Source organism: Salinicola halimionae, assembly GCF_003206065.1.
Taxonomy (GTDB): Bacteria; Pseudomonadota; Gammaproteobacteria; order Pseudomonadales; family Halomonadaceae; genus Salinicola; species Salinicola halimionae.
Map to the genome: position 1 here is coordinate 149841 of NZ_PZJQ01000003.1, position 21735 is coordinate 171575.

At 61.0% G+C, this 21735-nt stretch carries 22 protein-coding genes; 14 read left to right on the forward strand and 8 right to left on the reverse strand.

The window, feature by feature from the left end; translation table 11 throughout:
- Positions 1-113: 113 nt before the first annotated feature.
- The 6 genes from DOM27_RS05460 to DOM27_RS05485 all read left to right on the forward strand — a co-directional run bounded on the left by DOM27_RS05460 (position 114) and on the right by DOM27_RS05485 (position 7416).
- On the forward strand, positions 114-1421 hold the full coding sequence (locus DOM27_RS05460) for a DUF3100 domain-containing protein (RefSeq protein WP_110655059.1): 1308 nt from the start codon (positions 114-116) through the stop codon (positions 1419-1421).
- A gap of 115 nt (positions 1422-1536) precedes the next feature.
- Positions 1537-2697: a M20 aminoacylase family protein gene (locus DOM27_RS05465; RefSeq protein WP_110655161.1), complete on the forward strand. Its 1161-nt coding sequence runs from the start codon at positions 1537-1539 to the stop codon at positions 2695-2697.
- 52 nt (positions 2698-2749) lie between these two features.
- Complete coding sequence (locus DOM27_RS05470; RefSeq protein ID WP_110655060.1) at positions 2750-3661, forward strand: NAD(P)-dependent oxidoreductase; 912 nt, start codon at positions 2750-2752, stop codon at positions 3659-3661.
- A complete protein-coding gene (locus tag DOM27_RS05475; protein WP_110655061.1) occupies positions 3658-5217 on the forward strand; it encodes an aldehyde dehydrogenase family protein in 1560 nt (519 codons plus the stop codon). The genes DOM27_RS05470 and DOM27_RS05475 overlap by 4 nt, the downstream gene beginning before the upstream one ends.
- 91 nt (positions 5218-5308) lie before the next feature.
- Positions 5309-6436: an aminotransferase class V-fold PLP-dependent enzyme gene (locus tag DOM27_RS05480; RefSeq protein ID WP_110655062.1), complete on the forward strand. Its 1128-nt coding sequence runs from the start codon at positions 5309-5311 to the stop codon at positions 6434-6436.
- Positions 6437-6543: 107 nt separating this feature from the next.
- Complete coding sequence (locus DOM27_RS05485; protein ID WP_110655063.1) at positions 6544-7416, forward strand: VOC family protein; 873 nt, start codon at positions 6544-6546, stop codon at positions 7414-7416.
- 14 nt (positions 7417-7430) lie between these two features.
- On the opposite strand, the gene DOM27_RS05490 is transcribed toward DOM27_RS05485, so the two are convergent.
- Positions 7431-8348, reverse strand: a complete 918-nt coding sequence (locus tag DOM27_RS05490) for a LysR family transcriptional regulator (protein WP_110655064.1) — start codon at positions 8346-8348, stop codon at positions 7431-7433.
- Between the two features lie 225 nt (positions 8349-8573).
- On the opposite strand from DOM27_RS05490, the gene hmuQ reads away from it, so the two are divergent.
- The 4 genes from hmuQ (at position 8574) to DOM27_RS05510 (ending at position 11435) form a co-directional block, all read left to right on the forward strand.
- Entirely contained in the window at positions 8574-8909 is a 336-nt protein-coding gene (gene hmuQ / locus DOM27_RS05495) for a heme-degrading protein HmuQ (protein WP_110655065.1), read from the forward strand.
- 142 nt (positions 8910-9051) lie between these two features.
- Positions 9052-9528, forward strand: a complete 477-nt coding sequence (locus tag DOM27_RS05500; RefSeq protein ID WP_245392601.1) for a cell wall hydrolase — start codon at positions 9052-9054, stop codon at positions 9526-9528.
- A complete protein-coding gene (gene epsC, locus DOM27_RS05505) occupies positions 9497-10375 on the forward strand; it encodes a serine O-acetyltransferase EpsC (protein ID WP_188113689.1) in 879 nt (292 codons plus the stop codon). Before DOM27_RS05500 ends, epsC begins: the two co-directional genes overlap by 32 nt.
- Positions 10376-10385: 10 nt before the next feature.
- The gene (locus tag DOM27_RS05510) at positions 10386-11435 is read left to right on the forward strand and encodes a DUF1853 family protein (RefSeq protein ID WP_110655068.1); all 1050 of its coding nucleotides are present in this window, start codon (positions 10386-10388) and stop codon (positions 11433-11435) included.
- Here DOM27_RS05510 and DOM27_RS05515 read toward each other — a convergent pair.
- A complete protein-coding gene (locus DOM27_RS05515; RefSeq protein WP_110655069.1) occupies positions 11371-12261 on the reverse strand; it encodes a carboxylate/amino acid/amine transporter in 891 nt (296 codons plus the stop codon). The genes DOM27_RS05510 and DOM27_RS05515 overlap by 65 nt on opposite strands.
- A gap of 28 nt (positions 12262-12289) precedes the next feature.
- Here DOM27_RS05515 and DOM27_RS05520 point away from each other — a divergent pair, with 28 nt between their 5' ends.
- Entirely contained in the window at positions 12290-12745 is a 456-nt protein-coding gene (locus tag DOM27_RS05520) for a DUF6314 family protein (RefSeq protein WP_157956722.1), read from the forward strand.
- Between the two features lie 114 nt (positions 12746-12859).
- On the opposite strand, the gene DOM27_RS05525 is transcribed toward DOM27_RS05520, so the two are convergent.
- Positions 12860-13018 carry a YqaE/Pmp3 family membrane protein gene (locus DOM27_RS05525; RefSeq protein ID WP_110655071.1) on the reverse strand — a complete coding sequence of 53 codons (159 nt, stop codon included), beginning with the start codon at positions 13016-13018 and terminating at the stop codon, positions 12860-12862.
- Positions 13019-13185: 167 nt separating this feature from the next.
- A complete protein-coding gene (locus DOM27_RS05530) occupies positions 13186-13431 on the reverse strand; it encodes a hypothetical protein (RefSeq protein ID WP_110655072.1) in 246 nt (81 codons plus the stop codon).
- Between the two features lie 232 nt (positions 13432-13663).
- On the opposite strand from DOM27_RS05530, the gene DOM27_RS05535 reads away from it, so the two are divergent.
- From DOM27_RS05535 to DOM27_RS05545, 3 genes are all read left to right on the forward strand, one after another.
- Positions 13664-13984 (forward strand): hypothetical protein, encoded by a 321-nt coding sequence (locus DOM27_RS05535; RefSeq protein ID WP_110655073.1) that lies wholly within the window; start codon positions 13664-13666, stop codon positions 13982-13984.
- A 281-nt stretch (positions 13985-14265) separates the two neighbouring features.
- On the forward strand, positions 14266-14994 hold the full coding sequence (locus DOM27_RS05540) for an RNA methyltransferase (RefSeq protein WP_110655074.1): 729 nt from the start codon (positions 14266-14268) through the stop codon (positions 14992-14994).
- Positions 14995-15111: 117 nt separating this feature from the next.
- Positions 15112-15525 (forward strand): hypothetical protein, encoded by a 414-nt coding sequence (locus tag DOM27_RS05545; RefSeq protein WP_245392602.1) that lies wholly within the window; start codon positions 15112-15114, stop codon positions 15523-15525.
- Between the two features lie 223 nt (positions 15526-15748).
- Here DOM27_RS05545 and rpsA read toward each other — a convergent pair whose 3' ends face one another.
- The 4 genes from rpsA to pheA all read right to left on the reverse strand — a co-directional run bounded on the left by rpsA (position 15749) and on the right by pheA (position 21672).
- The gene (rpsA, locus tag DOM27_RS05550) at positions 15749-17428 is read right to left on the reverse strand and encodes a 30S ribosomal protein S1 (protein WP_110655075.1); all 1680 of its coding nucleotides are present in this window, start codon (positions 17426-17428) and stop codon (positions 15749-15751) included.
- Positions 17429-17655: 227 nt separating this feature from the next.
- Positions 17656-18336: a (d)CMP kinase gene (gene cmk / locus DOM27_RS05555; RefSeq protein ID WP_110655076.1), complete on the reverse strand. Its 681-nt coding sequence runs from the start codon at positions 18334-18336 to the stop codon at positions 17656-17658.
- On the reverse strand, positions 18333-20570 hold the full coding sequence (locus DOM27_RS05560) for a bifunctional prephenate dehydrogenase/3-phosphoshikimate 1-carboxyvinyltransferase (RefSeq protein ID WP_110655077.1): 2238 nt from the start codon (positions 20568-20570) through the stop codon (positions 18333-18335). The genes cmk and DOM27_RS05560 overlap by 4 nt, the downstream gene beginning before the upstream one ends.
- Position 20571: 1 nt before the next feature.
- Positions 20572-21672, reverse strand: coding sequence for a prephenate dehydratase (gene pheA, locus DOM27_RS05565; RefSeq protein ID WP_110655078.1), 1101 nt, complete (start codon positions 21670-21672; stop codon positions 20572-20574).
- Positions 21673-21735: the final 63 nt, after the last annotated feature.

Genomic DNA, 21735 nt, shown 5'->3' on the forward strand with positions numbered 1-21735 from the left:
GTTTTGCGTCAGGCCATCCAATAAACAGAACACCTCGCGCCTTTCATTCGATCACGCTCTCTCTCGATACTCGGTCAATCACCTCTCCACCAACAATAAAGAGGTCGCGACCGATGTCCCTCTCCCAACTGCTCAACTGGCGCCTGCACCTGCTGGTCGTCGTACTCTCGCTGTTCAGCGAATGGATCGGCATTCTCAAGATCCCGCTGGGGCCCGGCGCCCTGCTGCTGTTGCCGTTGTTCTATGCCTTTATCCTCGGTGTACTACTCAACCCCCATCTGTTTGCGGGAACGAAGCGATTCCTGCCGGAAAGCGTCAGCCAGGCGGCTACCCCGCTGATCCTGATTTCGATCATGCCCTTCATCGCGCGCTTCGGCTCGACCATCGGCCCAGCCATCGACCAGCTCATCAGCGCCGGCCCGGCGCTGATCCTGCAGGAACTGGGTAACCTCGGCACCATGCTGGTGGCGCTACCGGTTGCGGTGCTGGTGCTAAAAATGGGCCGGGAGGCGATCGGTGCGACCTACTCGATCGCCCGCGAACCCAATATCGCGATCATCTCCGACAAGTACGGTCTTAAGGGGCCGGAAGGAATCGGTGTGATGGGCGTGTATGTCGTCGGCACCATGTTCGGCACGCTGTGGTTCGCGCTGATGGCCGGCTACCTGGCCTCGCTGGACTGGTTTGATCCGCGCGCGCTGGCGATGGCCTGCGGTGTCGGCAGCGGCAGCATGGTTGCGGCCTGCTCCGGAGCCCTTGCCGGGGCGCTGCCCGATCTCGCCGATGATCTGCTTGCCTTCGCCGGCGCCAGCAACCTGCTGACCTATGCCACGGGGCTTTACGTGTCACTGTTCATCGCGCTGCCCGTCGCGGAATGGCTTTATCGCCGCCTGGGCGGGCGCAGCCGCGCCGATAGCATGGCGGATGATACGGCAACCGATGGTGGCAGTCAGGGTGAAAACGACGACCTGGCCGCCGAAGAACGCCCCGAAACGAATCTCGGCAAGACCGCCGCGGTGCTGGCAATGGCCTGCGCCGTCGGCTGGATCGCCAATACCATCAATGGCGCCTCGCTGATCGATGCCCTGCCGGGCATGATCATTCTTTACGTCATGACCATGATCGGCCTGGTCATCACCCGATTGGCGCCGTTCTATCTGCCCGGCGTCGCCTGGGTGTCACTGGTCAGTATCCTCATGACGTTGCCGTTCTTCCCGGACAGCGGCTGGATCGTCGATCAGCTCGCCGCGGTCAACTTCCTCGCCATCGTCACGCCGGTGCTGGCTTACGCTGGCCTGGCACTCAGTCGCCGCGAGTTCAGCATGTTCCGCCGGACCGGCTGGAAACTGATCATCATCTCGCTGCTGGTGTTCACCGGAACCTACGTGGGTTCGGCCGTCGTGGCTCAGGTGCTGCTATGAATCAAGAGCTGCACTAAACGTCTTTTCACTCGGCGGCGCGCTCGGCGTATTCCACTCCATGTCGGGGCGCCTCTCGATGATTCGAGCCGATCATGAACCATTGTCGGAGGACATCATGAACCAACCCGCTTCCTATCCCGATCCTGAAACGTTGACCGAGTGGAGACACGACTTCCATCGGCACCCCGAGATCGCGTTCGAAGAGACCCGCACCAGCCAGCGCATCGTCGAGATTCTGCGTGAGCACGGCCTCGATCCGGTCACCGGTCTTGGCGGTGGTACCGGTATCGTTGTCACCATCGAGGGTAACCGAGGACCGGGCCGTGCCATCGGCTTGCGCGCCGATATCGATGCACTACCGATCGAGGAGCTCAACGACGTCGACTATCGCTCGACGATACCGGGCCGCATGCATGCCTGCGGCCACGACGGCCATACCACCATGCTGCTCGGCGCGGCCTGCGCGCTGGCAGGAAACCCGGACTTCGCAGGGCAGGTGCACTGCATCTTTCAGCCCGCCGAAGAGAGCGAGGGTGGCGGCCGCGTGATGGTCGAAGAGGGATTGTTCGAGCGCTTCCCGATGGCGGCGGTCTACGGTCTGCACAACTGGCCGGGGCTCGCCGTGGGCGAAGCTGCCGTCCACGATGGTGCGGTGATGGCGGCGTTCGATGTTTTCACCCTGCGCCTGACGGGGCGTGGCTGCCACGCCGCGATGCCGCATCTGGGCACGGACGTGGTGCTTGCCGCCTGCCAGCTGGCCAATCAATTGCAGGGGCTGATCAGCAGGGAGACCCCGCCACATCAATCTGCCGTGCTGAGTGTTACTCAGTTTCACGCCGGTGACGCCTACAACGTCATCCCCGAGACGGCCGAATTGCGCGGCACAGTGCGCTGCTTCGATGCGACGCTCAAGGCCAGGCTGGAGCAGCGCTTTCGTGATGCCATCGATGCCACCGCACAGTTCCACGGCCTCAAGGCCGAGTTCGACTACCAGGCGCGCTATCCGGCAACGATCAACAATCCTGAACACGCAGCACGTTGCGCCGAAGTCCTCGATACGCTCCCCGGTATCGTCAAGGTCCACCGCGACATGGCGCCCAGCATGGGATCGGAGGATTTCGCCTTCATGCTGAATCAATGCCCCGGCGCTTATATCTGGCTGGGCAACGGCGATAGCGCCGCGCTGCACAACCCGGCCTATGACTTCAACGATGCCATCGCTCCCCTCGGCGTTGCCTACTGGCAGACGCTGGTAAGGGAACTGCTGAACAACTGAAACGACGCTCCGACCAGAACGCTTAATTTCAAGACCAAGCCAGGAGAACTCCATGAAAATCACCGTCATCGGTCTTGGCCAGATGGGCGGAAACATGGCGCTGACGCTAAAGCGCGCCGGTTTCGATATCACCGGCAGCGACGTTTTCGAAGCCGCCCGACAGCGCCTGGGCAATCAGGGTCTCGACACCGTCACGCCCGACGCGATTCCGGCCAGCGACGTTTATCTGTTGTCACTGCCGACCTCCGATCACGTGCGTGAAGTCATCGAGACGTCCCCAGGTCTGCTCACCCTGGCGCCCAAGGGCAGCGTGATCGTCGATACCTCCACCAGCGATCCGGTGGTGAGCCGCGAACTGGCGGCCAAGGTGATCGATGCCGGCCTCGAATGGTTGGATGCGCCGGTCAGCGGCGGCCCGCTGGGAGCAGCGAATGGGAAGCTCGGCATGCTGTTGGGCGGCGACATGACAACGATCGAACGAGTCATGCCGATGCTCGAGGCGATGTCCGCCAAACGCACGCATGTGGGCGGTCCGGGCAGCGGCCACGTCGTCAAGCTGGCCAACAACTATCTCTGCGCCACCCATCTGATCGCGACTGCGGAGGCGGTAACGCTGGCCGCCAAGGCCGGCGTCGATCCGGCGGCCTGCCTGGCCGGCCTCAACAGCGGTTCCGGCCGGAGCGCCATCAGCGAGGTCAATTTCCCCGAATGGATCCTGTCCGGACGTTTCGATTCCGGATTTACCAGCGGCTTGATGCGTAAGGACCTGCGTCTGGCGCGCGATGCCGCCGAGGGTCTCGACCTCGATCTGGCGTTGTTGGATCAGGTGGTCGCTGGCTGGCACGCCAACGTCGATCAGCCGGCGGATGCCGACGATTTCAATCACATCACCTCGGCGATTCTGGCCCAGGCCGGTATGGATTTCGCGCATTCCGCCGCCAGCGACGAAGGAACCCCCGCATGAATGAACTGAACAGTCAGGCTCAGCAAACCTTGCGTCGTCTTCTCACCCAATTCGGTTTATCGCTGGAAGCCGGGGACACCCCCTGCTCCAACTGGATCAATGGGGACCTGGTCACCGGTCAGGGTGATGCCATCAGGCTGACGAATCCGGCCACCGGCGGTGAGCTGATCAACTATCGAGATGCCGGTGCCGAACTGCTGAACCAAGCCGTCGAGGCCGCTTCACGCGCACAAACCGAATGGATGGCACTGACCGCCAGCGAACGGGGTCGCCGCATGAACACGGCCATCCGCCGACTGGAAGGTCATGAGGAAGATCTGGCCCAGCTCGAGAGTGTGGTCGCTGGCAAGCCGATTCGCGACTGCCGCGGCGAAGTCGGCAAGGTCCGCGAAATGTTCGAGTACTACGCCGGCTGGTGCGACAAGCAGCACGGCGAGGTCATTCCGGTGCCCACCTCACATCTCAACTACGTGCGCCACGTGCCGTTCGGCGTCGTCGGCCAGATCACGCCCTGGAACGCGCCGATGTTCACCTGCGCCTGGCAGCTGGCCCCGGCCCTCGCCGCGGGTAACGGTGTCGTGCTCAAACCCTCCGAGCTAACGCCGTTCTCCTCGGTGGTGATTGCTCGCCTGCTCGAATCCGGCGGCCTGCCGCAAGGCCTGATCAACATCGTCAACGGTCTCGGCCCGACCACCGGCGCGGCACTGACCGGCCATGACGGCATCAGCAAGCTGGTATTCGTCGGCTCGCCCGACAGCGGCCGTCTGATTGCGGAAGCCGGTGCCCGTCGACTAGTGCCCAGCGTGCTCGAGCTCGGCGGCAAATCCGCCAACATCGTGTTCGACGATGCCAAGCTCGACGATGTCGTGGCCGGCGCCCAGGCCGCGATTTTCGCGGCGGCCGGGCAGAGCTGCGTCGCCGGCTCGCGCCTGCTGATCCAGCGCGACATTTTCGACGCCGTGGTCGAACGCGTCGGCCGAGCTGCCAGCGAAATCGCCGTCGGCCTGCCGGCGGATGAAGCGACCCGCATGGGCCCGCTGCAGAACGCGCGCCAGTTCGAACGCGTCACCGCAATGATCGAACGTGCCCGTGCTGCCGGTGCTCGCATCATTACCGGAGGTACCCGTCCCGAGGGCTTGCCGGAAGGGGCGGACGGTTACTATCTCGCGCCCACGGTCATCGCCGATGTCGATGCCTCGATGGAGATAGCCTGCGAGGAGGTATTCGGCCCGGTCGTCGTCGCCCTGCCGTTCGATGACGAAGCCGATGCGATTCGACTCGCCAACAGCACCCGCTTCGGACTGGCCGGTGCGGTGTGGACGCAGGATCCGGCCAGGGCACACCGTGTCGCAGGTCAACTGCGTGCCGGCACCGTCTGGATCAACAGCTACAAGGCCATCAACGTGATGTCGCCCTTCGGCGGCTTTCGCGACAGCGGCTTTGGCCGTTCGAGCGGACTCGATGGTTTGCGGGAATACACGATTCCGCAAAGCGTGTGGGTCGAGACCGGAGTCGAAGCCAGCGTCGCCATGGGTTACGGCAGCGGCCAGGCGTAGCGATCTGAAAAATTCCGCACGACGCGGACATGTCCTTTTCCGACTTCGGTTAACATGACCGCAAGATCCCGAACCCGGAAAAGGGCCTCCCGTGCTGCCATCCGATTTGTGCTATCTCAATAACGCCTCCGTCGGTCTGCAAAGCCCGGCGGTATCGGCATGTCTGAAGGAGTGGCTGGAGGCGGAGATGGCGGCCTATCCGCGCCAGCGCCTCGAAAGTGCAATCTGGGATCTGCCGACGACGAGAACCCGGCTGGCCACCATGATCGGAGCCCCCGAAGCTCAGGTCGCGTTTGGCGCGAGTACGTCTCAGCTCATGGCGCAGGTGGTCGGTAGCCTGAATCTCGCCGGCCGGCGCCTACTGATCGCACCGGGCGAGTGGGCCTCGAATATCGTCCTGCTGCGGCGCCTGGGCAGCGAATCGCCACGCAACATCGAGCTGCTGGCAACCGATGCCGACGGCCAGTTCGATCCCGCAGCCATCGCGCATCAGATCGACGAGGACGTCGCGGCGATCCTGACGCCGCTGGTCACCAGCATCGAAGGTCGCCGTTACGATATCGAGGCACTGGGGAGCCTGCCCCGTCCGTCACACTGCCCGCTCATCGTGGACGCCGCCCAGGGCCTGGGCCAGGTCGAAGTCGATGTGCGTCGACTCGGCTGCGACGTACTGGTCGCCACCACCCGTAAATGGCTTCGCGGTCCTCGTGGAATGGCACTGCTCTACGTCAGTCAGCCGGCAATGGCCATGATGCATCCCAACCCGGCCCCGGAGCTGGCGGGATTACGCCTGAATCTGGAAACTCAACGTTTTATCGATCTTCCTCAAGCACGACGCTTCGATGCTTCGGACGTCTCCGTCATGAACCAGATCGCGCTCACAGCGGCGGTCGGCGAACTCCAGCAGATCACGCTGGATCATTTGCAGAGACACGTGACGACGCTGACCGAGCGGGTCTACGAGCTTGCTCGCGACCGCGGATTTCGTCCGCTGCTGCAGCATCCCGAGAGCGGCATCGCCACGATCCACCTGCCGGATGCCGCGCCCTTGCAGACTCGCCAGAAACTCGATGCGGCCAGTATCGTGGCCAAGGTGTGCGACACGGCCGCCGAACCGCTGAACATTCGCCTGCCGGCGACCGGCTCGCTGTTGAGAATTTCGCCGCATTGGCACAATACGCTGGAGGATATCGACCGTGCCATGGCAGCGCTGGAATGAGAGCAGCGCTGGAATGAGAAAAAGCGAGGCCGATCCCGTACCCTATCTCCCTCGAATCTCGATATTAGGCAATACTGCAGACAACGACACCATCGGACGGACGGCTCATGAGCTTCGGTATCGATCACCCTTTACTGGCGGTCAGTAATCTCGATCATGCCGCCCAGGCAGCCACGGATCTTGGTTTCACCGTCAACTCACGCCATCAGCATCCGTGGGGCACGGACAATCATTTGCTGTTCTTCAGCAATAATTTCATCGAATTGATCGGTATCGGACGGCCCGAGTGTCTCGACTTTCAGGACGATAACGGCTTCCAGTTCGGCCGTCTGATCGAGGCCCGTTTGAAGACGGTAGGCGATGGCATCGCCATGGTGGCTCTCGATAGCCACAGCATTCAGCGCGATCATGCGCTGGTGTCGGCGCGAGGATTTACCGAAGCCTGTCCTATCGTCTTCCGACGCACGGCACACCTCCCAGGTGGACGCGACGAGGAGGTCAGCGTGGCACTGGACATCCTGCATGATGCGGAACGCCCCTTTCTGACCCAGTTCCTGTGCCAGCAGTTGCGTCCGGAGCTGTTTCGCGTCGATCCGACGCAGGAATCGCATGCCAATACCGCCACCTCGATCGCCGATATCTGGTACGTCAGCGACGATCCCGGCTATGACGTCGAATACTTTAGACGCATTCATGGCAACGGTTCGGTACGGGGTAGCGACTCTCGCTGGACCATCCATACCCACAAGGGTGATTGCCACCTGCTTGATCGCCGAACCCTGGCAGAAACCTTCCCGACGCTGGGGGATCTGGAAGAGCAGCCACCACGGGCCGTAGCGCTTACGTTGACCTGCCGCGACCTGAATGCCGCTATCATGCAGTGGGAAGCTGTCGGCATCGACTACCACCGCCACAGCGAAACCCAAGCCGATATCGCGCCAGGCGTGCTCGGCACGCTGCTGCGTTTCGAGCAGCGCTGAACATCTCGATCAAGTCAGCCTGACAGCGAGCGGAATGCCTGCATCCACGAACCGAGATGACGCAGCAGCTTGAGACTCGCTTGAGGTTGGCGCCGACCCACCCGAGTGATCATGTGGGCCTGGGAATTCTGAAACAGTGCCGATCCCACCGCCAACGCGACGACAGAGCCCTCGGCCAGTTCCTGAGCAACGGCAAAGCGAGGCAGCAGCGTGATGCCCATTCCCGCCACCACGGCGCGACGCAGCACGGCCATCGAATTGGTCTCCACGGCCACCTGCGGCCGGAGCCCCGCCTGCACGAAGGCCTGATCCACCAATCGACGCACACCGTGTCCCGGTTTCCAGAGTGCCATGGGCGTCTCGCTGAGCCGTTGCAGCGAGATCGGCTGCGGTTCCCGAGCCAGCAAATGATCGACGGGGCAGATCGCCAGCAGCGGCTGGCCACTGGAGGCCCAGAAACGAATCTGCGGGTGTACTCGCTCATGGAACATCAATCCGATATGCGCCCGATCTTCGACCACGGATTCGATGATCTCGTCGGTACTGCCCTGCTCGATGTCCAGGCGGACGCCTCGATAGCGCTCGGCAAAGGCTTTCAGCGGGGCATCGATCAGATCGTTGATGAACCCTTCGCCAACGACCAGCGAGATGGTGCCGGTCTCGAGCCGCTGATACGCCTCCAGCCGACCGATGAACGCATCGTCCAGGTTGCCGCGCTGGCGACAGTAATCCAGCGCCATCTCGCCAACGGGCGTCGGTCGAATCCCTCTAGAGGTGCGTTCGAGCAGCGGCGCTTCGAAGGCAGCTTCCAACAACGCAATCTGCCGGCTTACCGCCGATGGCGCTATGTCGAGTCTCGCCGCGGCCTTGCGCAGCGAGCCGGATTCGACCGTGACGCGAAAGTAGACTAGGCGCTGGTGGGGAATATCCATGGATGATGACCAGGAAGCGGGAACTGTTGCCTCGATTAGCCCACTAACTCCCAGTGGCGTCAACGCCTCACTCGCCGCTGGCTGAGCCTTTCCGACTCGACTTTTGCCACAGGATGCTGGCAATGTATCCGGTCATGCCTGAAAACTGGCGGCGAGGGTCTTCAAACGGTGCCTTTCGTTGAGCCGATGTCCTAACCGGGATGATGTCCTAACCAGGAGTAATTCATGTTCATCGCCATGAACCGCTTTCGCGTCAATCCTGAACGCACCCAGGAATTCGAGACGATATGGCTGGAGCGAGAAACGCACCTTCAAGATCTGCCCGGATTCGTCGAATTCCAGATGCTGCGTGGCCCCGCGGAAGAAGATCACGTGCTCTACGCGTCTCATACCGTCTGGCGCAGCCGCCAGCACTTCGAGGATTGGACGCATTCGGAAGCCTTCCGTGCCGCCCATGCCAATGCTGGCCAAAGCCGACGCGAAGGTCTTTATCTAGGTCCGCCCAAGTTCGAGGGTTTCGAGGTCATTCAAACGATCGGCCCCGATGACCAGGCCGTCTAGTCGTTTACACCGGCGTCTGACGAGCTACCTTGCGCTGACATGTCTGCTGCTAGGCAGTACCTCAGCGCTGGCTGGACCGTCGCCCACAAAAGCCGAAATCGCCAGGCAGAAGGCCGAAAAACTCGAGCAGCGCGTCGTTGACATGGATGAGATAGCGCCGGCCCCCGCAGCGATAAGACTAACGCCCGAGGGCACGCGTGCCGTCGACCCCAGCGGGCAGGCGCCGCTGGACGATGCGATTACCTGTCTGGCACGATCGATCTACTGGGAGGCCAAGGGCACCGACTCGCGAGAAATGCAGGCGGTCGCCAATGTGATCATGAATCGACTCGGCGATCCGGTCTTCCCTTCCACGCTGTGTGGCGTCGTTCAGCAGGGTTCGGAGACCGGGCGCTGTCAGTTTTCCTGGTGGTGTGACGGACGCCCCGATGAAGCCGACGAACCCAAGGAATATACGACGGCCAGAGAGATGGCTCGCCGCGCGCTCAACGGCATGCTCCCGGACATCACTCATGGCGCGCAGTTCTTTCATCATCGCAGCATCGGGCCAGGCTGGATGGCGACGCTGGTCAAGACAACGCAAACGCATGAGTTCAGTTTCTATCGCCTCCCGGGATAAGGGCATGAACCACCGGGATTACCGAATCAGCCAGGATATCGACGCCATGGCAAGCCAAATCCAGCGCGACGCTTGCACTTCTTCCGAGCGGTCCAGTGCCGAGAGTTCAGCGTCGTGTGCCCCAACCTCGCGCACGTTATGGCCAATCCTGGTTGCCGCCGCGCGAGCGGCGGTACAAAGAGATCCGCTACTCGCAGCCGTTTACCGGCGCTATCTTTTCGACGCCAGTGACTTCGCCGCCGCCTTGGCGCGGATCATCGCCGACACGCTGACGACGCCTGAGTTACCCAACGAAGTCGCGCTTGCACGAATCGAGACCACGCTCAAAGATGCCCCCACCATCGTGACCGCTGCAGAACGCGATCTGATCACCCTGCTGCGTGAAGATGCCGCCATCCCCGAGCCATTCACCCCCCTTCTGTTCTTCCCTGGTTACCGGGCCGTGCAGTGCCACCGCATCGCGAATCAGTGGTGGCGGGAAGGCCTGACCGACCTTGCCAGCTATATCCAGTATCGGGTTGCCGTTCAATTCAGCGCCGATATCCACCCCGCCGCGACCCTGGGGTCGGGGCTCTTCGTCGATCACGGCGCCGGTATCGTCATCGGCGAGACCGTGGTGATCGAGGACGACGTCACCCTTTTCCACGGGATAACACTGGGTAGCGCGGGAAAGTTGAACGGCGACCGTCATCCCAAGGTGCGCCGCGGGGCCTTTCTAGGAGCGGGCGCGACCGTTCTGGGCAACATCGAGATCGGAGAGAATGCGCGAATCGGTGCCGGCGCCGTGGTGACTCGCACCGTCACCGCCGGTGCGACAGTCATCGGTCCTGCGGCCAAACCGCGCTGAGCGGGCCCTGATGCTCCCTCACTCGGAATCGGACCCGCTACTCGACGCCTTTCACGCCATGGAGGCGTCGTTGCGGGAAGATCTGGCACCACTTCGCCAGTTCTGGGTCCGCGACATCGCCTGGCTGCTACACGCGCCGGATATGGCGACACTCGATGCCACGTCCGATTATTCCGGTCGCCCCTCGCTGCTAGAGCTCGGCCTCGCTGAGCCGCAACGACGACGTCGCTGGCTACTGGCGCAGGAATTTCGGACAGCCAGTTTCGAGGCCCATCACCAGGCACGCCGCTCCCATCGCCTGGGCATCTATCACGAGTCGCTGTGGCAATGGATCCTGGATCACGCGCCTCGCACCCGGTTACTGGCGCACAACGTAGCGCTGCGAGAGAACAGGCAGACGCTCGGCGAACTCGATCTGCTGTATGGCACCGATTCTGGCACGGCGGCGACCGGAGCCGAGCAGGAGCCGCTGATCTATCATGCCGAACTGGCCATCAAGTTCTTTCTCGGTTTACCCGACGGCCCCGGCGACGAACGGGATGCCGCGCGCTGGATCGGCATCGGCAGTTTCGACTCCCTGGCCATCAAATGCCATCGCCTCCAGTTCCATCAGTTACCCAGGGGCCAATCGCCAGCCGCCCAGCTTCAGCGACAGAGTCTCGGTGCCGATGGACCGCTGCGACAGCGGATCATCATGCCAGGGGTTCTCTATCACCCCTGGCGAAAGCGCCTGGTACTGCCGACACTCGCCAATGAGGACGCCTGGCAGGGCCTATGGTGCTCTCACCGCTGCTGGACCATCCTGGCTCAGCGGCTCCCCGAGGCGACTACCGGCCATTGGTTGATCAAACCCCACTGGCTCGCCCCGCCCCTGGTGGCACCACTGTCCCTGGCAGAGCTGAGTGCCGCGCTCGTCGACCACTTCTCACTTCACGTTTCACCCAGACATCTGATGCTGATGTTGCCGGACGGACGCCATTGCCGGATTTTCGTGGTCAGGGACGGCTGGCCGCCGGCACTGCCGCTACCGCCCCGCCGCGCTTGGCCCAACGGGCGTTGAGCCACAGCGAACCCACGAGAATGGCGGCGCCGATGCACAACCGGGTCAAATCGGCATCCCGGTTCCAGATCAGCAGGTTGACGATCAATCCCGCGGGAATCAGCGCATTGTTCATGATGGCCAAGGTACCGGCGTCGACGCGACAGGCACCCTTGTTCCAGAGGAAATATCCCAACCCTGAGGCGGCGATGCCTAGCCAGCCCAGCACGCCCCATTGCAGCGGCGTGGACGGCAGTTTCGTCGCATCGCCGAGAATCCAGAATGCCGGTATCGCGAGACATAGCGCTCCCAGATAGAACCAGCCAAAAAGGTGGCGATGCGCCACGCCAGTTGGCAAACTGCGCGCCAGATGGCGGTACCCGACCTGTCCGAACGCGAAACTCAGGTTAGCCCCCTGCACGACCACAAAACCCAACCAGTAATCGCTGGTCACGCCGTCGTAGCGAATGACCGCGGCTCCTGCCACGGCCACCATCGCGACCAGCAAATATCGCGGCGAAAAGCGTCGTGCCAGCAAATCATCGATCAGCGTGATGTACATCGGCGTGAAGATGGTAAACAGCAGTACTTCGGGTACGCTCAGCAGCAGGAAGGACTGATAGAAGAAGAGATACATGACGCCAAGCTGCACGCTACCGATCGCCATTAGGCCCAGGCGGACAGACCAACGCAGTGCAGCAGGTCGCAAGAATGGCAGAAAGACCACTGTCGCCAGGATGATGCGGGTCATGACGGCAAAATAGCTGTCGACTTGCCCTGAGAGATAGACGCCGATCAGACTGAACGAAAAAGCCCATAACGCCGTGACACCAACGAGATACGACATGAATGGTCAACCTTGCAGGGATAAAAAGTTGACGGCCATTATACGGCTACGCCGACTTTTGCCCAAGCTCTCCCGCTTCGAATTCGATGCATGCTCTGGCGAAGCATCACACGTGGGCTGGAACGGTCACGGTCAAGGTACGCTCGAGATCACGCAGGATGACGATCGGGTGCGATTTTTCGAGTCGGGCACCTTCACCGTCGCCGGAGGAAGTCGCAGCGTTCCCATGCGTAACGTCTATCGCTGGGAGCTATTTGATGACCGTATCGGACTCTTCCATGAACGACGCGGTGTCGAAGCGGCCGTCGCACTGTTTGATCTGATTCCGGAGGATGACGACAGCCTGGTCAACGCCGAGGTTCATCAGTGCGCGGCAGATGCCTACAGCGCCAGATTGGTGCTGACCTCGGAGGGACTGGATCTTGAATGGCGAATCGTGGGTCCACACAAGGACGAGCGGATTCTCTACCACTATCGACAGTGAAGACGACTAGCGGAAAATTCTTGGAGAGATCAGAAAATTCCTTGAGTCAATCGTGGCGCTAAAACGACGACGGCTTCCCGAAGGAAGCCGTCGTGTTCGCATCGAAGCCGTACTTCAACGCGTTGCGATGATCCAGATCGCATGGATGATGCCGGGTATATAACCCAGCAGCGTCAGCACGATATTGATCCAGAATTGCAGCCCTAGACCCACCTGCAGGAATACCCCCACCGGCGGTAGAATGATAGCGACAATAATGCGAATGATGTCCATGTAGCCTCCTTTGCTCAGAACGACATCGTTATTGGTATTCGACAATCCCTTGCGACGATTCGAGGAGTCTGACAACCCTCTCTCGAAGGCCAATTGACGAAACTCTTTGAAAATTCTTGCTTCACCCCGTGTAGAGCATAGTGCCCTTTAGCCTCGAACGCAGCCTCTCATTGATCACGCCGCGCCTTGGTGCGATCTCGATCACCGACCTTGCTGTGGATCGAGCGCGACCCGGATGCCAGCTCCTCGTGGTGGCGCTCCCAATCTTCCCAGTCATGCGGAGTACCACTACGGGGGCCATGTTCGGCAGCTTCGCGAGCACGAGCCCAAGCTTTTTCCTCGAGCGACTGAGGCTTTTCCTCCTCCTTGTCGAGCGGAATTCCCTGCTTGGCCAGATAGTCTCTTGCATTCATGGACTGATTCTCCTCTTCGCGGCCTGAGCCGGACGGCGCATGACAGGCAGCGCTCTCTCGGTGGCCTGAGGTTAGATGGCGACGACGTGGCGATAGTTCAATGATCCCGGGCCTCACCAGGCTGCGAAAATGATGAGTACAAATTCTCCGGACAAATGAATCCCATGAACTATAGTTAACCTGTTTCAACCGAAACGCTCGACGCGGCTCTCCTCCACAAAAGGAATTTGTCATGAGAAAGAACCTGATCACTGCCTCCTTGACCGCCATGATGTTGATGGGATTTGCAGGTGGCGCCTTCGCGCAGAGCGATGCGATGCAGGAAGCCGAGAACGCCAACGATAAACCTCTCGCTGAAGGCAGCGGTGTCACTGCCTCGGGCAAGGAGAGCTCAGACAAGGAGAGCGGCCACAGCGACGCTGCTAACCAATCACTCGATGCCGTTGAATCCGAAACCGATGAAGCGACCGATGTTACCAATTCGGAAGAGCTGGATGACATCAACGCCGAGGGACAGAGCGACGCTGCCGGGGACGCTATCGAGAGCCAATAATCTTACTGCAGGATCGATAGATTCATCGATGACTGGAGCGAGTGACGAACCCACCGATTTCGGTGGGCTCGTCTTTACAGGCAGCGGATGACCTTGACCAGTCTTGCCGCGTTTACACCCGATTCGTTACTCCCGGATCGTTACACCTTCCAATCGCCCCCTTCTCGTTTGCATCTGTGCATCTCGCGCGATTTAGAGATGATTGCCGCAGCTAACTCCCTCCAGATTTCCATCTATGTCAGACTTCGCCTTCTTCTTTTGTCATCAGGAGCTTTCCACGCATGCTGGATCGCATTCGCATCGTTCTCGTCCAGACCTTTCATCCCGGCAACATCGGTGCCAGCGCGCGTGCCATGAAGACCATGGGTCTGAGCGATCTCGTACTGGTGTCGCCTCGCCAGTTTCCCGATGAGGAGGCCACTCGGCTCGCCGCAGGCGCTGCGGATCTCATCGATGACTGTCGTGTCGTCGAATCCCTTGCCGAAGCGATTGGCGACTGCGTCCAGGTCATCGGTGCCAGCGCTCGTTTGCGCAGCTTGCCACTTCCGTGTTACCACGCGCCGGATCTCATGGCGGCGGAGCTGTGGCAGCGTCTGCCGGAGGGACCTGTCGCAATTGTCTTCGGGCGAGAGCGCTACGGGCTGACCAACGACGAAATCGGCCACTGCACCCATCAGCTGAATATTCCCGCCAATCCCGACTATGGCGTTTTGAATCTCTCCCAGGCGGTACAAATCGTCGCCTACGAAGCATTCCAGCAGTCTCGAATACAGGGAACGGCAGATCAGGTACCCAGAGCCAATGGGCCCTATCCCACGGTCGAGCAGTTGGAACATTTCTACGGACATCTACACCGAGCCCTGGATAGCGCGGGATTTCTGACTCAACCCCATGCCAAGACCGAGGCCCATTTACGGGCGCTGTTTACCCGCGCCGAACCGAGCCGCAAGGAGCTATCGATCCTGCGTGGCGTCCTCAATGCGCTGGAGAGCCGCAATCAGCCAGATTGAGGCCGAGATCCCACCTTGAAAAACTCCTTTAAAGAGTTAACCGCAAAGCGCCCTCTTGAAGGTGGCCTTTGACACGGCGGTCACCGAGATAGAGAATGGGAATCAGTCTCATTATAAATGGCGATGACAACGATGATTACCGAGCGTTCCCAGCTCTACTATACCTGCGTCTTTCTGCAGGTTTCGTTCCGGGCCATCGAAAATTCGGTAACCGCGGCAGCCGATGAAACTCGGCGTTGCTGGCTGGACGCCCAGACGCTGCAAATGCTACTCGGCGAACTCAAGCGCTGCCGTCAGAATGCCATGCCGTTTCGAGACATTCACATCCCTCTGGATCAAGCAATCTACCACTGCGGGCTACTGATGGCGAAGTGCCCAGGCGCACTCGACCAGCGCCTGTGTCGACATCATCTCGAAGCCATCATCGCCCCGCTAGAGCAAGCCATCAGCCATCTTGCGGGAAAACCGAAAGTTCCGACGAGCCAGGCTACCGTCGCTGACCGAGGTCTTCGCCACTGGTTCGGGCGCTGAGATTTTTCCTGCCCCTCGGCTCGACCAAGTGGCATTCGGGCCCAACGGCTGGAAGCCCGAATGGACGGATGTGTCGAGGTGGCTGCCAAGTGGCTGTTGAGTGATACATTCTACCGTTCCACTCATTCGTCCGTTTATCCATTTCGCCGCTCCACTAACGACGACCCATAAAAAAACAGCGCCCGGAGGCGCTGTTTTCAGTGAAGCGGTCTAATTCAGAGAATCAGTCCTGCCCCATCTGTTGCTTGATCAGATCACCAATGGTGGTCGGGCCGTTAGGCTCGGCTTCCTGATCACGCGATTTACCCGGCGCGCGACGCGGCGGCTCGACCTGATCTTTCGCTTTGATCGAGAGATTGATGACGCGGCTCTTGCGATCCACGCTCACGATTCTCGCTTCGACGCTATCGCCTTCGTTCAGCACGTTACGCGCGTCTTCGACACGGTCGGCGCTGATTTCAGAAGCCTTGAGTACGGCTACGACATCGGTCGCCAGCTCGACGTGGGCTTCCTTGGCATCGACTTCGACGATACGGCCCGTGACGAGCGCGCCCTTGTCGTTGACGGCCAGGAACTCGGAGACCGGATCGGAATCGAGCTGCTTGACGCCCAGCGAGATGCGCTCACGCTCTGGATCGATCGACAGGATGACCGCTTCCGCTTCATCGCCCTTCTTGAACTGACGAACCGCTTCTTCGCCGGTTTCGCTCCAGGAGATGTCGGAGAGATGAACCAGACCGTCGATACCGCCTTCCAGACCGATGAAGATGCCGAAGTCAGTAATTGACTTGATGGTGCCGGCAACCTTATCGCCCTTGTTATAGCGGCCGCTGAAGTCTTCCCACGGGTTGGTGGTGCACTGCTTGATACCCAGGGAAATACGACGACGCTCTTCGTCGATGTCGAGAATCATGACTTCGACTTCGTCACCGACCTGAACCACCTTGGACGGATGGATATTCTTGTTGGTCCAGTCCATTTCGGAAACGTGGACCAGACCTTCGACACCCTCTTCCAACTCGGCAAAGCAGCCGTAGTCGGTCAGATTGGTGACGCGAGCGTTGACCTTCATGCCTTCCGGATAACGGTCGACGATGTTGACCCACGGATCTTCGCCCAGCTGCTTCAGGCCTAGAGAAACGCGGTTACGCTCACGATCGAACTTGAGTACCTTGACATTGATCTCGTCGCCAACAGCAACGATTTCGCTCGGATGCTTGATACGCTTCCAGGCCATGTCGGTGATGTGCAGCAAGCCATCGACGCCGCCGAGGTCGACGAAAGCGCCGTAGTCGGTCAGGTTCTTGACGATACCGTTGATCTGCTGGCCTTCCTGCAAAGTGGCGAGCAGCGCTTCACGCTCGGCACTGTTCTCGGCTTCGAGAACGGCACGGCGGGAAACGACAACGTTGTTGCGTTTCGGATCGAGCTTGATGACCTTGAAGTCCAGCTCTTTGTGCTCGAGGTGCGCGGTATCGCGAACCGGACGCACGTCGACCAGTGAACCCGGCAGGAAGGCACGGATGGAGGCTACATCGACGGTGAAGCCACCCTTGACCTTGCCGTTGATCACGCCCTTGACGATCTCGTCCTTCTCGAAGGCCGCTTCCAGCTCTTTCCACGCTTCGGCACGCTTGGCCTTCTCGCGTGACAGGCGGGTCTCACCGAAGCCATCTTCGACGGCTTCCAGCGCGACCTTGACTTCGTCACCGACCGCAATGGTCATTTCGCCATTGTCGTCGCGGAACTGCGCCACGGGGATCTGCCCCTCGGACTTCAGGCCAGCGTTAACAGTGATCCAGTCGCCTTCGATGTCAACCACGGTCGCCATGACAATGGCACCGGGTTCCATATTGATGTCCTGGAGAGACTGTTCAAATAACTCAGCAAAGCTTTCGCTCATGTGATTCCTACGTGATCAACGTTGATGACGGTCAAACCGTCTTCCTCCGTACCACCAGCGAGCACGGGCCTTATCGACATATCCCTGGGGATGTTAGCGCTGGTTCGACCTGCAACGACTTGCCAGTCGGATCGTCGCACGTCATGACATCTTGCCAGGGGCCCCGGAACGGAAGTGCGTCGTCAGCTGTTGCCGTTCGAGCCTAGTCATGGCCGATATTATCGGCGTTAAACCAAGTTTCGTTCGGCGAGTAGCGTCTCGATACGCTCCACGACTTCCGGTATATCCAACTGCGTCGTGTCCAGCTCTACCGCATCTTCGGCGGGTTTGAGCGGAGCCACGGCGCGTTGCATATCACGCGCATCGCGCGCTTGTATTTCTTTCAAAAGGGTCGAGAGTCTAGCATCTTCCCCTGCCTGCTGCAATTGGAGCAGGCGCCGCCGCGCCCGCTCTTCGGCGGAGGCGGTAAGATAGATCTTAAGGGATGCATCGGGAAATACCACCGTCCCCATGTCGCGACCGTCAGCCACCAGGCCGGGCGCCTGGCGGAAATCACGCTGACGCTGGAGCAACGCTTCGCGTACCGGCGGTAGCGCCGCGACCTGGGAAGCCGCGTTACCGACTCCCTCGCTGCGAATCGCCTGGGTCACGTCGTCGCCTTCCAGCAGAATCTGCATTGCCCCATTCTCGACCGCGAACACCACGTTCAGACTCTGGGCCTGGTCGGAGAGCGCCTGGGCATCATCGACCGCAACGCCCTTGCGCAACGCCGACAACGCGGTCAACCGGTAGAGTGCCCCGGAATCCAACAGGTGCCAGCCCATGTGTTCGGCGATCATTCGACTGATGGTGCCCTTCCCGGCGCCACCCGGCCCATCGATGGTCACGATTGGCGCTGACTGCATCATATCGAGGCCTCCGTCAGTTCGAGCCCGACCTTGTTCGCCAGCGTGACGAACCCCGGGAAAGAAGTCGCCACATTGGCACAGTCGTCGATAGTGATCGGTCCGTCGGCTCGTAGCGCGGCAATGGCGAAGGCCATGGCGATACGATGATCGCCCAGACTGTCGACCTGTCCACCCGAATAGTTAGGCCGTTCACCGCCCTTGCCGACGACATCGATACCGTCGTCATAGACCGTCGCCTCGACGCCCAGAATCTCCAAGCCATCCGCCATCGCCTGAATGCGGTCGGACTCCTTGACGCGAAGCTCCTCGGCACCGCGCAGACGGGTCGTGCCTTCGGCATTGGCCGCGGCGACGAACAGCGCCGGGAACTCGTCGATCGCCAGCGGCACCTGATCAACGGGAATTTCGATCCCTCTCAATGGTGCATAGCGGATGTGCAGATCAGCGACCGGCTCGCCGCCGACTTCACGCGGGTTGTCCAGGTGCAGGTCGGCGCCCATCGCCTTGAGAATATTGATCACGCCGATACGGGTCGGGTTGACGCCGACATGTTCGAGCACCAGATCCGACCCCGGCGTGATGGCCGCCGCCACCAGAAAGAAAGTGGCAGACGAAATATCGGAAGGTACATCGATCGGCGCACTGGTCAGCTCGCCGCCACCCTGCAACGTCGCCAGATCACCGTCGCGGGCCACCGGATAGCCGAAGCCATTGAGCATACGCTCGGTATGATCACGGGTCGGTGCCGGTTCGCGAACGCGTGTCTCGCCCTCGGCATAGAGACCGGCCAGCAGCAGGCAGGATTTGACCTGGGCGCTGGCCATCGGCATGTCGTAGTCGATGCCTTTCAGCGGCTGACCGCCATGAATCTTCAGCGGCGGGCGTCCGCCTTCCGCTGTATCGATTTTAGCGCCCATCAGCCGCAGCGGATCGGCGACCCGTGCCATCGGCCGCTTGGTCAGCGAGGCATCGCCGGTCAACTCGGTGTCGAAGGCCTGTCCGGCAAGAAGACCGGTAAACAGACGCATGGCAGTACCCGAGTTGCCCACGTAGATCGGCCCGGCCGGCTTCTTCAGCCCATGCAGGCCCACGCCATGGATGGTCACTCGACCCTGATGCGGGCCTTCGATCGCCACGCCCATGTCACGGAACGCCTGCAGCGTCGCCAGACTATCCTCGCCCTCGAGGAAGCCCTTGACCTCGGTAATACCGTTGGCCAGCGCCCCGAGCATGATCGAGCGATGAGAAATGGACTTGTCGCCGGGAACGCGAATTCGGCCGCTGACCGAACCGCCGGGCGACACCCGGTACTGAACCTGTCGTGCTTCCATGGTCTGATAACTCGTCTGATTCAACAGCGTTTCAAAATAGTGTCTTGCATGGCTGGCGCGATCGAACGTGCCCAGCATGGCGTCGCTATCGCCCTGCTCTACCGCCGTCCGCAGCCGGGCGAGCCCGGTCTCGAAATCGTCCAGCGCCGCCAGCAATGCGCCGCGATTGGCCGTGAAGATATCGCGCCACATGACCGGATCGCTGCCGGCGATCCGGGTGAAGTCGCGAAACCCGCCGGCCGCGTAGCGAAAGATATCCAGGCGCTCGTCTTGCCGTGCCAGGGTATCCACCAGCGAGAATGCCAGCAGATGCGGCAGGTGGCTGGTACGCGCCAGCACTTGATCATGCCGGTCGACCGGCATCTCCAGCACTTCGGCGCCGCAGCGCTGCCACAACGCACGCACTGCATCTACGGCGTTAGGCGAAGTGACAGCTTCCGGCGTCAGAATGACCTTGTGATGACGGTAGAGCTCGGGGTTGGCCGCGGCCACACCGCTCTTTTCGGAGCCGGCGATCGGGTGGCCGGGCACGAAATGCGGCGGCAGATAGCCAAAGGCTTCCCGCGCTGCATCGCACACCCTACGCTTTGTGCTGCCGACATCTGTCAGGATGCGCTCGCCGATCAGCGGCACCAATTGCGCGAAAACCTGATTCATGGCCAACACCGGCACCGCCAGCACGACGAGATCACTCTGGGCGACTAGCGGCGCCAGCTCACGGCCGCCGTCGTCGATCAATCCCATCTCGAGCCCGGTCGCGATCTCGTCGGCATTCGGGTCGCATGCCAGGATCCGCCCACGATAGCCATTGACCTTGAGCGCGGCGGCCAGCGAGCCACCAATCATGCCGAGCCCCACGATCAGCAGCGTCGACGCACCAACCGGCGTATCGTCTGCCCGCATCTTAAAGCACACCCACCGGATAGGAGCCGAGCACTTTCATGTCCTGAGCGCGACGGCGAACTTCATCCAGCACGCTGGCGATCTCGGGCTGATCGAGATGGCCCTTGAAGTCGATGAAGAACACGTAGTTCCATGCACCGGTTCGAGACGGCCGCGTCTCCAGCCGCGTCATGTCGACACGATGACGATGGAACGGCTCGAGTAGATCATGAAGCACGCCGGGCTCGTTACGCATGGCGACCACCACCGTGGTCTTGTCGGTACCCGAGGGCGGCACCAACTCGTTACCGATGATCAGAAAGCGCGTGGAGTTGTCCGGGCGGTCCTCGATCTTCTCGGCAACATGGTCGAGCCCATAGAGCTGAGCCGCCATGTCGCCTGCGATCGCCGCACTGTGCCATTCGGTCTTGACCAGTCTCGCGGCTTCGGCGTTGGACGACACCGCGATACGCTCGGCGTGCGGATAATGCGCGTCCAGCCACTTGCGGCACTGGGCGAAGGACTGCGGATGCGAGTAGATCCGCGAGATCTTGTCCTGGCGGGTGACGCTGGATATCAACAGATGTTGATGGATTCGCAGCACCACCTCGCCACTGATGTGCAGGCCGGAATCCATGAAGGAGTCCAGCGTGTTGTTGACTACGCCTTCGGTAGAGTTCTCGACCGGCACCACGCCGTAGTTGACCGCGCCCGCCTCGACCTCGCGAAAGACCTCGTCGATCGCCGCCATCGGCAGACTGATCGCACTATGACCGAAGTGCTTGAGCGCCGCCTGCTGGGTAAACGTCCCTTCCGGGCCGAGATACGCGACCTTGATCGGTTTTTCCAGCGCCAGGCAGGCCGACATGATCTCGCGAAACAGCCGTGCCATCTCCTCGCCATGAAGCGGCCCGGGATTGTCCTCCATCACTCGGCGCAGCACCTGGGCCTCGCGCTCGGGGCGATAGAACACGGCGTCCGGATCGTCGGCCGTCTTGACGTGGGCGACCTGCTGAGCACAATCGGCGCGCTCGCTGATCAAGCGCAGCAGCTCGCTGTCGATGGTATCGATGCGTTGCCGCAGAGCAGCAAGGTCCAGCGGCGAATTCGAGGAGTCACTCATGACATTATCCTGATGATCATATCCTGATGCCCATATCCTGATTAACTGTATCCAGGGCGTTGG